At 64.2% G+C, this 13,069-nt stretch carries 14 protein-coding genes; 4 read left to right on the top strand and 10 right to left on the bottom strand.

Going from position 1 to position 13,069, the window contains the following annotated elements; translation table 11 throughout:
- The first annotated feature begins 624 nt into the window (after positions 1 to 624).
- Positions 625 to 1,797: an acetylornithine deacetylase gene (argE, locus tag CVM73_RS37920; RefSeq protein ID WP_100236817.1), complete on the top strand. Its 1,173-nt coding sequence runs from the start codon at positions 625 to 627 to the stop codon at positions 1,795 to 1,797.
- Positions 1,798 to 1,980: 183 nt separating this feature from the next.
- On the opposite strand, the gene CVM73_RS37915 is transcribed toward argE, so the two are convergent.
- From CVM73_RS37915 to CVM73_RS37905, 3 genes are all read right to left on the bottom strand, one after another.
- On the bottom strand, positions 1,981 to 2,607 hold the full coding sequence (locus CVM73_RS37915; protein ID WP_100236816.1) for a LysE family translocator: 627 nt from the start codon (positions 2,605 to 2,607) through the stop codon (positions 1,981 to 1,983).
- 400 nt (positions 2,608 to 3,007) lie between these two features.
- Positions 3,008 to 4,066 (bottom strand): phosphotransferase family protein, encoded by a 1,059-nt coding sequence (locus CVM73_RS37910; RefSeq protein ID WP_100236818.1) that lies wholly within the window; start codon positions 4,064 to 4,066, stop codon positions 3,008 to 3,010.
- A 150-nt stretch (positions 4,067 to 4,216) separates the two neighbouring features.
- Entirely contained in the window at positions 4,217 to 5,452 is a 1,236-nt protein-coding gene (locus CVM73_RS37905) for an acyl-CoA dehydrogenase family protein (protein ID WP_100236815.1), read from the bottom strand.
- A 213-nt stretch (positions 5,453 to 5,665) separates the two neighbouring features.
- Between CVM73_RS37905 and CVM73_RS37900 the strand changes: the two genes are divergently transcribed.
- Complete coding sequence (locus CVM73_RS37900) at positions 5,666 to 6,337, top strand: TetR/AcrR family transcriptional regulator (RefSeq protein WP_100236814.1); 672 nt, start codon at positions 5,666 to 5,668, stop codon at positions 6,335 to 6,337.
- 84 nt (positions 6,338 to 6,421) lie between these two features.
- Here the strand turns inward: CVM73_RS37900 and CVM73_RS37895 are convergent, their stop codons facing one another.
- The 3 genes from CVM73_RS37895 to CVM73_RS37885 form a co-directional block, all read right to left on the bottom strand.
- A complete protein-coding gene (locus CVM73_RS37895) occupies positions 6,422 to 6,637 on the bottom strand; it encodes a hypothetical protein (RefSeq protein WP_028181115.1) in 216 nt (71 codons plus the stop codon).
- 371 nt (positions 6,638 to 7,008) lie between these two features.
- Complete coding sequence (locus CVM73_RS37890; protein ID WP_100236813.1) at positions 7,009 to 8,238, bottom strand: CaiB/BaiF CoA transferase family protein; 1,230 nt, start codon at positions 8,236 to 8,238, stop codon at positions 7,009 to 7,011.
- Positions 8,239 to 8,433: 195 nt separating this feature from the next.
- Positions 8,434 to 9,639, bottom strand: coding sequence for an MFS transporter (locus tag CVM73_RS37885; RefSeq protein ID WP_100236812.1), 1,206 nt, complete (start codon positions 9,637 to 9,639; stop codon positions 8,434 to 8,436).
- Between the two features lie 183 nt (positions 9,640 to 9,822).
- Between CVM73_RS37885 and CVM73_RS37880 the strand changes: the two genes are divergently transcribed.
- Positions 9,823 to 10,080, top strand: a complete 258-nt coding sequence (locus CVM73_RS37880; RefSeq protein ID WP_100236811.1) for a type II toxin-antitoxin system Phd/YefM family antitoxin — start codon at positions 9,823 to 9,825, stop codon at positions 10,078 to 10,080.
- The gene (locus CVM73_RS37875) at positions 10,077 to 10,460 is read left to right on the top strand and encodes a type II toxin-antitoxin system VapC family toxin (protein WP_100236810.1); all 384 of its coding nucleotides are present in this window, start codon (positions 10,077 to 10,079) and stop codon (positions 10,458 to 10,460) included. The genes CVM73_RS37880 and CVM73_RS37875 overlap by 4 nt, the downstream gene beginning before the upstream one ends.
- Positions 10,461 to 10,531: 71 nt before the next feature.
- Here the strand turns inward: CVM73_RS37875 and CVM73_RS40590 are convergent, their stop codons facing one another.
- Genes CVM73_RS40590 through CVM73_RS37860 form a run of 4 tightly spaced genes read right to left on the bottom strand, consistent with a single transcriptional unit; the run spans position 10,532 to position 12,789 of the window.
- Positions 10,532 to 10,702, bottom strand: a complete 171-nt coding sequence (locus CVM73_RS40590) for a hypothetical protein (protein ID WP_167407297.1) — start codon at positions 10,700 to 10,702, stop codon at positions 10,532 to 10,534.
- Between the two features lie 40 nt (positions 10,703 to 10,742).
- Positions 10,743 to 10,946 (bottom strand): hypothetical protein, encoded by a 204-nt coding sequence (locus tag CVM73_RS37870; RefSeq protein ID WP_027576884.1) that lies wholly within the window; start codon positions 10,944 to 10,946, stop codon positions 10,743 to 10,745.
- Between the two features lie 59 nt (positions 10,947 to 11,005).
- Positions 11,006 to 12,340 (bottom strand): PQQ-dependent sugar dehydrogenase, encoded by a 1,335-nt coding sequence (locus tag CVM73_RS37865; RefSeq protein WP_100236809.1) that lies wholly within the window; start codon positions 12,338 to 12,340, stop codon positions 11,006 to 11,008.
- Entirely contained in the window at positions 12,337 to 12,789 is a 453-nt protein-coding gene (locus tag CVM73_RS37860) for a DUF2231 domain-containing protein (protein WP_100236808.1), read from the bottom strand. Before CVM73_RS37860 ends, CVM73_RS37865 begins: the two co-directional genes overlap by 4 nt.
- Positions 12,790 to 13,069 lie beyond the last annotated feature (280 nt).

Here is a 13,069-nt window from a genome sequence, read left to right as displayed (position 1 = left end):
CCGCCAAAGGCGGTGGCGCGTCCAGCGCCAGCCTTGAGGCCGGCCGATCGGCGGTCTACTTCAGCACAGTTGCTCCCCGGGGAGCGATGCACTATTGCCCCCGTCGCCTTGCGGATGGCTGATGCGCCTATCCGGTCGGACAGCACACATCACCACAAGACTTGGCGCACAGACCCCGGGCGCCAGGACCACACGATTTTGCCGTACGCCGATCACACCCGTCGTTGGCGCGAGGTCTTCGCTCACAGTCGCCTGCCCTGCGAAGCTTTTCGCGCCGATGTCACCTGCGTCCACCGCCGCCCGGCCCGCGTTCGTGACGATCGCGATACGCCCCTCTTCCTTGGGCCGGAGTGCGAGGAGACATACGATATTTCCGAATTTCGGTAAAGTGGAATATTTTCGGCGACAGGCGTTGACCCATCGCTGGCATGTTTTGCCCGACAGGCAACGCAAGCTCTTGTAGCCCGGATGAGCGAAGCAACATCCGGGATTCGCGGCACGAGCTGTCCCGGGTATCGCTCCGCTCACCCGGGCTACGGGGCTGTGTTGATTTGCTCGACCATCCATCACATTGGTATGGTTCATGCAAGCAGCTGATCCTTCATCCCTGACAAGACGGTGACAATGCCAAGCTCAAGACCCGATCGCATCCGCAAACTCCTCGCCGACCTCATCGGCTTCGACACCGTCAGCGACCGCACCAACCTGCCCCTGATTGCCCATATCGAAAGCTACCTCGCCACATTCGGCATCAAGGGCGAGCGCATCGTCGATACGACCGGCGAGAAGGCTTCGCTCTGGGTCACGATCGGGCCGCAGGACCGGCCGGGCTTCGTGCTATCGGGCCATACCGACGTGGTGCCCGTCGTGGGTCAGGATTGGAGCCACGATCCGTTCAAGCTGGTGGAGCGCGACGGCAAGCTGTACGGCCGCGGCACCACCGACATGAAGGGCTTCGTCGCGGTGTGCCTTGCCATGGTGCCGGAGATGGTGGAGGCCAGGCTCAGGACGCCGATTCATCTGGCGATCTCCTATGACGAGGAGACCGGCTGCGTCGGCGTGCGGCCGATGCTGCGCGAGGTCGCGAAGAAAAAGGTCAGGCCGCTCGGTGCCTTCATCGGCGAACCGACCGAGATGAAGGTGATCGTCGGCCACAAGGGCAAGCACGGCGTGCGCGCCACGTTCCATGGGCTCGCGCGCCATTCCTCGATCGCGCCCGAGGGGGTCAACGCGATCGAATATGCGGCCGAGCTGATCACCGAGATCCGCCGCCGCGCGGTGGCGCTCGCGGCCGCGCGATCGACCGACAGCCTCTACGACGTTCCGCATTCGACGCTGCTCACCAGCATCGTGCATGGCGGCGCCGCACTGAACATCGTGCCCGACACTTGCACGGTCGATTTCGAATGCCGCGGCATCGGCATCACCGAATCCAGGGAGGTCACGGATGCGATCGTCGCCTGGGCCAAGGCCGAGCTCGAGCCCGCGATGAAAGCGAGACATCCGGACTGCGGCATCGATTTCGAGGAAATTCTCGACTATCCCGCGCTCGACACCGCGGCCGATGCGGCGATCGTCACGTTGGCCAAAAGCCTTGCGGGCCGCAACGACCACGCCAAGGTCGCCTTCGGCACCGAGGCGAGCCTGTTCGCCAGCATCGCGGACATCCCCTCGGTCGTGATCGGCCCGGGCTCGATCGCGCAGGCGCATACGCCGGACGAGTTCGTGGAGATGGCGGAGCTGGAGAAATGCGCAGGGTTTGTGGAGAGGCTGATCGTGCATTGCACGAAGGGGTGAGCGACGTTGCCGTAGAGTGGGCAAAGCGAAGCGTGCCCACCACTGTTACCGCGATCGCGGAGAGATGGTGGGTACAGCGCTGCGCGCTTTTGCCACCCTACGAGAGATGTCGTAGCCCGCATGAGCGCAGCGACATGCGAGACCGTAGGGCCGTATATCGCTGTGCTTACCGGGTCCTAGAAGTCAGCGCTCCTGCAACGCCAGTCGAACCCCAACCGCACAGTAGATTGCGCCGACCACCTTGCCTTGCCACCTGACAATGGCCGGATGGCGGCGGAGGAGCTGACCGAGACGCCCCGCACCCACGGCGAACACGATGGTGCTGACGAGGCCGAGCAGCACGAACACGATTCCCAGAGTTGCAAGCTGAAGCACCACCGGGCCGTTATCCGGCCGGACGAATTGCGGCAGGAAGGCGAGGAAGAAGAGCGCAGTCTTCGGGTTCAACACCTCGGTTACGATCGCCTGCCGGAATGCGTGAGCCGCCGTGATCGCCGAGGTCGGGCCGGTGATCCCCGGCGAAGCTTTTTCCAGCATCGCGCGAATGCCCAGGTAGATCAGGAAGCCTGCGCCCGCATATTTGACGATGCTGAACAGCATGGCCGATGTGGCGATGATCGCCGAGAGCCCCACGATCGCGAACGCCGTATGCACCAGGTCTCCTGCCGCGATTCCGGCACCTGTGGCGATTCCGACCTTCGTTCCGGAACTGGCGGCTCGCGCCATTGTCAGGAGTGTGGCTGGTCCCGGAATGAAGACAAAGCCAAGCACGATGAGGATATAGGTCATCAACGTGGCGAGATCGATCATGCATGGACTCCCCGTGGGACAAACTAACCTACCCTCCTCGTCATTGCGAGGAGCTCTTGCGACGAAGCCAATCCAGACTGTCGCTGCGGAACGATTCTGGATTGGATTGCTTCGCTTCGCTCGCAATGACGGACGGCAGGAGCTCGCCTCATCATCGGTGTCATGCCCCGGCTTGCCGCCTTCGCTAAAGCTCCGGCGGGCCGAGCACCTTTTGTGGCCCCGGCGTAGCCTTGGCGGAGACGGGACCGGGGCATCCAGTACGCCGCAGCTTCTCATTTCAAGCATTACGGCCTCTGGAATACTGGATTGCCGCTTTCGCGGGCAATGACACTGATTGTGTGGGAATGACGAACCCCGAAAGCAAAAAGGCGCGGCCCCATCGGCCGCGCCTTCGTCATTTCTACGTCGCGCCCGCCTTCTGTGCGTAGTGCCATGACGCCTGCGACAGCGGCACGGTGCGCTTGGCGGATTCGAGCGCCTTGGCGTTGGCGGCGGTGCCGTCGCGGATGCGGCCTGCGATGCCTTGGGTGATGCCCGCGAGGCGGAACAGGTTGTAGGAGAAATACCAGTTCAGGTCCGGGACGCTCATCCTGGTGACGTTGCAGTAGATCTGCGCCGCCTCTTCCAGGCTCGGAATGTTGAGCGCCTTGAGGTCGACGCCCTGCAGGCCCGGCATGATCCACTGCATGAGCAGATAGGTGAAGTCGGCCATGGGATCGCCGAGCGTCGATAGCTCCCAGTCCAGCACGGCCTGCACGCGCGGTTCCGTCGCGTGGAAAATCATGTTGTCGAGGCGGTAGTCGCCGTGGACGATCGAGACGCGCGCCTGCTCCGGCACGGTCTTCGGCAGCCATTCGGCGACCTTCTCGAACTCCGGAATGTGCTGGGTCTCGGACGCCCGGTACTGCTTGGTCCAGCGGTCGATCTGCCGCGCAAAGTAGTTGCCGGGCTTGCCGAAGTCGCCGAGCCCGATTGCAACGGGATCGAACATGTGGAGCTTCGCCAGCGTCTCGATCTTGCTGGTGAAGATCTTTCGGCGCGCGTCCGGCTCCTGGCTCGGCAGCGTCGGATCCCAGAACACGCGGCCCTCCTCCATCGACATGATGTAGAAGGCGGCACCAATGACGCTGTCGTCCTGGCACAGCGCATAGGCACGCGCGACCGGAAAGCCCTGCTTTCCCAGCGCTGCAATGACGCGATATTCGCGATCGACCGCATGCGCCGACGGCAGCAGCTTGCCGAACGGCTTGCGGCGCATCACGTAGGAACGCTTCGGCGTGTTGAGGCGATAGGTCGGGTTGGACTGGCCGCCCTTGAACTGGAGCACCACCAGCGGGCCTGCAAAGCCTTCGACGTGCTCGCGCATCCAGGCTTCCAGGCGCAGCTCGTCGAAACGATGCCGCTCCTCGACGGGCTTGGTGCCCGAAAACTCTTCGTCCTTTCTGACGCCGTCAGCCACGATGACGCTCCCTCTCAGTCCTGACCATTTCAGGTCGAGCATGATCCTAATGGGTAACCGCTGGCGCACTTGCGTCAAGCGGTCACCTCATCATGCCTGTCGCTTCTTCAAGTCGGGAGCGCCGTCCGGCACTCCCTCTTGGTGACTTGCTTAATGACTTGGGGAGTTTGCATACTTCCGAAGTTCGAGCCTGGCAATGGCGCGGTTGTGCACCTCGTCCGGACCGTCGGCGAGACGGAGCGTGCGGATGTGGGCGTAGTCCTTGGCTAGGCCCGCCTCGTCCGACACGCCTGCACCGCCAAACGCCTGGATCGCCTCGTCGATGATCTTCAGCGCCATGTTGGGCGCTGCGACCTTGATCATGGCGATCTCGGCCTGAGCGGTCTTGTTGCCGACCTTGTCCATCATGTCGGCCGCCTTGAGGCACAGCAGACGCGTCATCTCGATGTTGGTACGGGCTTCGCCGATGCGCTGCTCCCACACGCTGTGCTCGACGATCTTCTTGCCGAACGCGGTGCGCGAGGCGAGACGCTTCACCATCTTCTCCAGCGCCTCCTCGGCCTTGCCGATGGTGCGCATGCAGTGATGGATACGGCCCGGACCGAGACGGCCCTGCGCGATCTCGAAGCCGCGGCCTTCCCCTAACAGCATGTTCTCCTTCGGCACCCGCACGTTCTCGAGCAGCACCTGGGCGTGGCCGTGCGGTGCGTCGTCGAAGCCGAACACCGGCAGCATCTTCTCGACCTTGATGCCCGATGTGTCGAGCGGAACCAGGATCTGCGACTGCTGCTGGTGCTTGGCCGCCTTGAAATCGGTCTTGCCCATCAGGATCGCGATCTTGCAGCGGGGATCGCCGACGCCGGACGACCACCATTTGCGGCCGTTGATGACGTAATGGTCGCCGTCGCGCTCGATCCGGGTCTCGATGTTGGTGGCGTCGGACGAGGCGACCGCCGGTTCCGTCATCAGGAAGGCGGAGCGGATCTCGCCGTCCATCAGCGGACGCAGCCATTTGCGCTTCTGCTCCTTGGTGCCGTAGCGGATGAACACTTCCATGTTGCCGGTGTCGGGCGCCGAGCAGTTGAACACCTCCGAAGCCCAGGTGATGCGGCCCATCTCTTCCGACAGCAGCGCGTATTCGAGATTGGTCAGTCCCGCGCCGCGGAATTCGTCGTCCTCATGCTCGCTCGGCGGCATGAACATGTTCCAGAGGCCTTCGGCCTTCGCCTTCTTCTTGAGGTCCTCGAGGATCGGAATCACCTTCCAGCGGTCACCGCTCTTGTCCTGCTGATCGTAGATCGGCACCGCCGGGCGCACGTGCTTGGCCATGAAGGACCGCACACGGTCGAGCCATTCCTTCTGCTTGGGCGACATATCGAAGTCCATGGGACGCTCCTCGTTTCTCTCTCGCTAGTCCTTTTTGCGCCGGACTGTCCTCCCGCCGCGCGCGGCCCGCAAGCGCGAATACGCGAACTGTGGAGCACACCGGAACCCCATCTCTGTTGCGAATGAGTCCCGATTGCGGATTGACTTTCCCGGCCTTCAAACGATAGTTTCATACAACTGTTTGAATTGCAACTCCCCTCCCTGAGGGCTCTCATGGCCAGCGATCATACGAGGTCTGCCATTCTCGCTGCCGCCGAACGGCTCTATGCCGATCGCGGGTTCAGTGACGTGACGCTGCGCGACATCGTCGCGGAGGCCAATGTCAATTTGGCCGCGGTGAATTATCATTTCGGCTCGAAGGATGAATTGATCGCGGAACTGTTCGTCACGCGCTCGATCGCCACCAACCGCGAGCGCCTGCGCGAATTGAAGGCGGCGGAGGAGCAAGGCGGCGGCCGTGCGCCGATCGAGGTGATCCTGCGCGCGCTGGTGGGGCCGACCTTGCGCGGCTGCCTCGGGCCTGAGAACCAGCGCTCGACCGCGGCGCGCTTCATGATCCGCGCCTCGATCGAATCCGTGCCGCCGATCCGCCGCATCAAGAACCGCGAGATCGACCATTTACGCAAATTCGCCGGCGCGATGCGCAGGTCCCTGCCCGAGCGCAGCGACGTCGATGTCTATTGGGGCCTCAACTTCGCACTCGCGATGGCGCACCACACCATCCGCGAGAGCGAGCGGCTGACGAAGCTGTCGGAAGGCAAGTGCGACCTCGACGACGTCGAGGACGTGGTCGCGCGGGTGGTGAGCGTGGCTACGATGGCGCTGACGGCGGGAAAGGCCGAGGCGAAGGCGCCGTCGCGCGCGCTGGCGCGGGATGCGCGCTGATCAGTGAGCCCACTCGAAAGCCGACGCGGGTCAACTCCCGCGGCGGGAAGACTCGGAATTCCGGGTGTTACGCGATGGCCAGGCTTACGCCTGCTGCGGCATCTCCTCGGCCTCTTCCTTGGCGAGCAGCAGCAGCATCTCGATGCCCATCTCGCCCTCCTGCGGTGAGCGGATGAACTTTATTTCGTCGGCGCTCTGCCGCAGCGCGGCGATGATGGCGACGGCCTGATTGGCGGTCGCCGCCTCGGTCGCCAGAATGGCCTTCTGGTCCTTGGCCTGGAACCCGATCGTGTAGGACATTCGCTTCCCTCCCGCACTCAATTGGGCAGATCGAAGCAGAGTCTCGCGCGGAACGGAAGCCTGTGCGACTACGGACCGGGGTTATCTGGGGATTGCGGACAAGCTTCAGGCAAGGCCCAGCATGGCGCGCGCGTCCTCTGGTCGCCTGCTGCCTTATCCGTTCGTGAGGTCTCGTGCCCCGGACGTAGCGCAGCGCTTCTACAGCGGTGCGTTGCTGAGCCCCTCTCTCCGCGACAAGTCTCTGCCGCATGGGTCCCGGCTCGGCGCCGCAGCGTTGCACGCTGCAGCGCGTCCGGGACACGAAAGTGCGTGCTCCTCCTGCCCTCGTGAGCCGACAAGGGAGCGGGAAAGGCCGCGCGCCGCTTCGTAACCTAGATGATCCCCTGCTGCTTCAGCTGCTCGATCTTGCCCGCATCATAGCCGAGCTTGCCGCCGAGCACCTCCTGTGTGTGCTCGCCCAGAAGCGGCGGCGCGCGGTAGTCCTTGATCGGGGTTTCCGACAAAGTCAGCGCGTTGCGGACCAGGGACAGATCGGGCTGGAAGGGATGGTTGACCTTCACCCGCATGCCGCGCGACTGGACGTGCGGATCGGAAAACACCTGCTCGAAATTGTTGATCGGACCTGACGGCACACCGGCCTCCTCCAGCTTTTCCAGCCAGTAGGCCACCGGCTGCTTCAGGAACAGGCCGGCGAAGATCGCCATGATCTCCTTGCCGTGCACGACGCGGTCGTTGTTCTTGATGAAGCGCTTGTCATTGGCGAGTTCGGGCTCGCCTAGCACGGCGCAGGTGCGCTGAAACTGGCCGTCATTGCCGACCACCAGCATCAACTCGCCGTCGGCGCAGCGGAACACGCCGGCCGGCATGCCGCCATTGCCCCAGGTGCCGCGGCGCGGCGGCGTCTTGCCGTTGACGAGATAGATCTGCAGCCAGTGCGACAAGGATGCGATGACGGTATCGAACAGGCAGACGTCGATGTGCTGTCCCTGCCCGCCATTGGCGTCGCGATGGTAGAGCGCCGAGAGAATCCCGATCGAGGCGTTCATGCCGGTCATGTAATCGACGATCGACGGACCGACCTTCATCGGGCCCTCGCCAGGTTCGCCGTCGATATGGCCGGTGACGCTCATCAGCCCGCCCATCGCCTGCAGGATGGCGTCGTAGCCGGCACGCGGTGCATAGGGGCCGGTCTGGCCGAAGCCGGTCACCGAGCAATAGATGATGCCGGGATTGATCGCCTTGATGGTCTCGTAGTCGAGGCCGTAGCGCTTGAGATCACCGACCTTGTAGTTCTCCATGAAGACGTCGGCATCCTTGGCGAGCTCGCGGATGATCGCCTGCCCTTCCGGCTTGGCGATGTTGACCGTGACCGACTTCTTGTTGCGGTTGGCGCAGAGATAGAACGAATTGTTGTTGTTGGCCTTGCCCTCGGGATCGCTCAGGTAAGGCGGGCCGAAGGCGCGCGCGTCGTCGCCGGTGCCCGGCCGCTCGATCTTGATCACCTCCGCGCCGAGATCGCCCAGCATCTGGGCCGACAGGGGTCCGGCGAGCACACGGGTGAGGTCAAGGATCTTGATGCCTGAGAGCGGCAAAGCCGACATGTCGATTTCCTCCGGGGAACTGAATCTTAGAGCTGATTTTGGCGCGGCGGCGAGATCGCAGGCTGCGCTCCCTGCGGATACCACCATTTTCGCGCCCTGAGCACTGCACTGGCGGCATACGGCCATCTCCTGCCGGGCAAACGGCGCCAATTGCTGCTCGCAACTTTCCGCGCCGCGAATATCGCCTCGACGGGCTCAGGTCGCCCCAGCCGCAACCGCCCGCGGCCGCCGCCGGCCAAGCAGGACCAAAATCAACACCGTGGCGCAGGAGAAGACGAAGGTGAGACCGAGCGCACCGCGGCTGCCGAACGCGGTGAGCAGGCCGACGAGGAGCGGCGGCGAGATGGCGGAGGCCAGATTGAGCGGCAGCGCGATCATCGACATCGCCTTGGCGAACTCGGCCTGGTCGTAGAACACGAGCGGGATCGTCGCCCGCGCCACCGCCATCGCGCCGCTGCCGGCGCCATAGAGCAGGATGAAGACCGCGACCGCCCAGGTGGCGCCCTCGCTCATCATCAGCAACAGCATGGCCATCGGCAATGCGGTGCCCGCGACGAGCCCGGTTGTGATCCCGTCCCACCGCCCGCCGCCGAGGAAATCCAGCCCGCGGGCGCTGACCTGGATCACGCCCAGCATCGAGCCGAACGCCAGCGCCTGAGCCGGCGCCAGCCCCTCTGCCCGCAAGAGCTCGATCAGGATGGCGCTGATGCCAAAATTGACGAAAGCGTTCAGCGTGATCGCGGCGACGACGAGGCCGAACGTGCTCCTTGGGATCGCAGGCGGCGGCGACCGCCTGGCCGGCTCGGCGCCATCATCCTTTGCGATCTGCCGGCGCGGCGCGCAAAATGCATAGAGCGGGAGGCTGACGACGAGCATCATCGCCGCGTAGACGAGGCACGTCCCCCGCCAACCGAGGTGACCGCTCAGGAACGAGGTTGTCGGCCAGAAGATGCTGCTGGACAGGCCCGTCACCAGCATGAGCGCGCCGATCGCGTTCTTGGCCTGCCGCCCCGCGATCTCGTTCAGCATGATATAGGCGCCGGTCGACAGCGTGGCGCTGCCGGCGATGCCGAGCACGATCCACGCGGCGAAATACAGCATCGGCTCGCGCGCGAGCGACAGCAGCACAAAGCCCGGCGCAGTGATGATCGTGCCTGACATCATGACCGTCCGCGCGCCATGCCGCGCAAACGACTTGGCGAGCAACGGACCGCACAGCCCCATCGAGACGTAGAGAACGGACGTGCCGGCGAACACCGCCGGCAGGCTCATGCCGAGATCGGCGGCGAGATCGCGCCCGACGATGGCGGGAAGCCCGATCGTGCCCCAGCCGACCAGCTGCGTGATCGCGAGCACCAGCAGGACGCCGATCAGCCTGCCGTCAGATTTCAAGAATTGCATTCCAAACGTCGCCTGCCCGCCTGGCGCAGATTGCGCCGGCTCACACTCTTAGCGGCAGATCGCAGAATCGAGGAATGTCAGTTCCGAATGGCCTGAGGCCTTACCTGCAGAGCGGAACAGCCGCCCGATTGACATAGACCATGCTCTGGTCCATTTTATGGAAACGTAAGGAGGAGCAATGAGATGCGGGTCTCCGTTACTGAGGCCAAGGGACAGCTGACCGACCTTGTCCGTCGTGCAGAAGCCGGCGACGAGGTGATCTTGACGCGACATGGACATCCTGCGGTGCGGCTCGTTCCGATCAAGCTTCCGCCGGACCGTGCGACCCGGCGCGCGGTGCTCGAGGCCGCACGCAAGAGCGGCGCAGTCAAGGCTCTTCCCGGCCCGGATGCAGCGCGCAGTCAAGACTTTCTCTTTGGCGACGATGGACTGCCGGAATGATCGCAGTCGACACGTCGGCACTCGTGGCGATCGTGCTCGACGAGCCGCAAGCCGATGCCTGCATCGCTGCGCTGGAGACCGCGGACGAAATCCTGATTTCGGCCGCCACCGCTGCGGAGAGCCTGATCGTCGCGGCGCGTCGCGGCGTGTACGAAGAGATGAAGAGTCTGATCGCAAATCTCGGCTTGAACGTGATCTCGGTGACCCAAGCATCCGCCGAACGCGTGGCGCAGATCTACGCACGGTGGGGCAAAGGCAACCATTCTGCCGGCCTCAACTTTGGCGATTGTTTCGCCTACGATGTCGCCAAGGCGCACGGCTGCGCGCTGCTCTATGTTGGTGATGACTTTGCAAAGACCGATATCGCAGCAGTCGCGTAAGCCGACCAGCGCGTAACGCTGCGAAGTGACGAGCGCCCATTCAAAGAGCTGAGAGCCTGCTCGCCAACGCCTCAAGACGTGTGGCCGGGATCAATATGTTTCGGCGTCTTCTTGTCGCGCTGGGGCGTCATTTTGGCCGGGTCCGGCGCATCCGGCACGCCGCGCGGTCCGAGCTGGTCGCGCTGGATGTCGTCCTCGGAGCGGGATGGCTCGACACCATTGGGCTCACGGGGCTTGGTCATCGCGGCCTCCTTCTCTCGAACGCCATGTCTGCGCCCAGCTCTACACACCCAGCGCGTTCTCGCCGGCTTCACGGCCGGGCACGCTGACATGGACTTCATGCCCCTCACGGAGGGCCAGGGATGCCGCGGCCACCGCCGACTCGAATGCGGCTTCCTTGGTGGCGTACCGGCTCTTGACGTCGCCGTCATGCAGCACGCCCCATTCGTCCTGCACCGGCACGATGGCGTATTGAGCGAGACCCATTGTCCTACTCCTGATTTGCGGTTCAAAAACTCGCCTGAACTCTCAACGCTGTGCCGGGCTTAACGTTGCGTCAGCTGCGGATGCGCCGCACTCACCCGCCAGACGGTGTTGCCGCTGTCGTCGGCGACCAGCAGCGCGCCGGTCTTGTCGATGGCGACACCGACGGGGCGACCGCGCGCCTGGTTGTCGCCGTTGAGAAAGCCCGTGACGACGTCCTGCGCCGGGCCGCTCGGCTTGCCGTCCGTGAACGGCACGAACACGACCTTGTAGCCGTTGAGCAGCTGCCTGTTCCAACTGCCGTGCTCACCGACAAAGGCGCCGCCGCGATAGGCGGCCGGAAGACCTGTGCCGGTGTTGAAGGCGAGCCCGAGCGGGGCGACATGCGAGCTCAGCGCATAATCGGGCACGATCGCCTTGGCGACGAGATCAGGCCGCTCCGGCTTGACGCGGGGATCGATGTGCTGACCGAAATAGCTGTAGGGCCAGCCGTAGAAGCCGCCGTTCTTCACCGAGGTCATGTAGTCGGGCACGAGATCGGGCCCGAGCTCGTCGCGCTCGTTCACCACCGTCCACAGCGCGCCGGTCTGCGGCTCGAAGCTGAGGCCGTTGGGATTGCGCAGGCCGCTTGCGAACACGCGCCAACGGCCGCTGGTGCGGTCGACCTCCAGGATCGCGGCGCGGTTGTGCTCGGCCTCCATGCCGTTCTCGGTGATGTTGCTGTTGGAGCCGACGCCGGCATAGAGCTTCGAGCCGTCGGGGCTCGCCACCAGGCTCTTGGTCCAATGATGGTTGATCGGACCGCCCGGCAGCGGCGTCAGCACCGTGCCCGGCTCGGTGATCTTCGTATCCCCTTCCGTGTAGGGATATCGGACGATGGCATCGGTGTTGGCGACGTAGAGATCGTTGCCGACCCGCGCGACGCCGAACGGGGAGTTGAGATGATCGAGGAGGACGCTCTGCGTCTCCGGCACGCCGTCGCCATTGCTGTCGCGCAGCAGCGTGATGCGGTTGCTCTCGCCGCTGTCGCCGCCGGAGGTCGCCCAGAACTCGACGAAACCCATCACGATCTCTTTGGGCCGCTTGATCGGGGCGCCCTTCGGCGCTTTGGATTCCACCACGAGCACGTCACCATTGGGAAGAACGTAGAGGAAACGCGGGTGCTGCAAGCCCGTGGCAAAGGCCTTGGCCTGCAAGCCTTGCGCGACCGTCGGCGTCTCGTCCTTCTTCCAGCCAACAATACGAGCGATGTGGACCGGCGGCAGCAGATATTGCTGGATGTCGGGAAGTGTCGGGTTGGCGCCCACTTGCGCCTTGGGGTCGCCGCTGCCGTCATTGCAGCCGGCCAGACACAGCAGCGACGAGCACAACAGCGCGTGGGCAGACAAGAGCTTCATCGCGCAACTCCCACACCGTGGCGATAGACCATGGCCCAGCCGAGCCAGCCGGTGACGGGCAGGATCAGCACGGTGATCGCGGACAGAACGAGCCCGCTCGGCCACACCGAGGTCCAGGCATCGCGCATGTGGATCATCAGGTTGAAGATCGCCAGGATCAGCGCCGCCGCATTGCCGATCAGATGCGGCCAGGCCGGTGTCTGCGCCCGCACCAGCCGGTTACCGAGGAAATCGGTCAGGCCCGCGATCGCTGCCAGCACGCCGAAGATGACGCCGGCGAGCAGCAGCCAGGCCGAAAAATTCGCCCACATGATCTCGGCGCTGGCGACATAGGCGATGTCGGTCAGCAGCGCCCCGATGAAGCACACGATCGGGATCGGCACCAGCATCGGATGGATCGGGTGACCCGCGATCTGCGCGGTGGAGCGCACGCGCACGTCGTCTTGCACGGTTGGCCTCGTGTGACTTTCACCCCGCCCGGCCGGCCAACTCGCGCTTGCGGTGATGGTTCCTCAGACCGTCTGCGCTCCTCTAACTGTGCGCAGCAGGGCTATCGCATTTGCGAGCTTTTCCCGGCGGCCATCCTTCGAGACGCCCGCTTAGGCGGGCTCCTCAGAGGGTGAGAATGATTCTTTTGCCCGGAGGTTTTGCAGCCGATGGGTTGGAGTCGGCGCCCCTGAGGCTTTTCGGGTGAGTCGGCGCCGAATGAGCGCGATCTGACTAGATCTC

The sequence above is a fragment of the Bradyrhizobium forestalis genome (assembly GCF_002795245.1).
Lineage (GTDB): Bacteria > Pseudomonadota > Alphaproteobacteria > Rhizobiales > Xanthobacteraceae > Bradyrhizobium > Bradyrhizobium forestalis.
The sequence above is the reverse complement of the archived record's forward strand: the minus strand, read 5'-3'. Positions and strand labels throughout refer to the sequence as shown.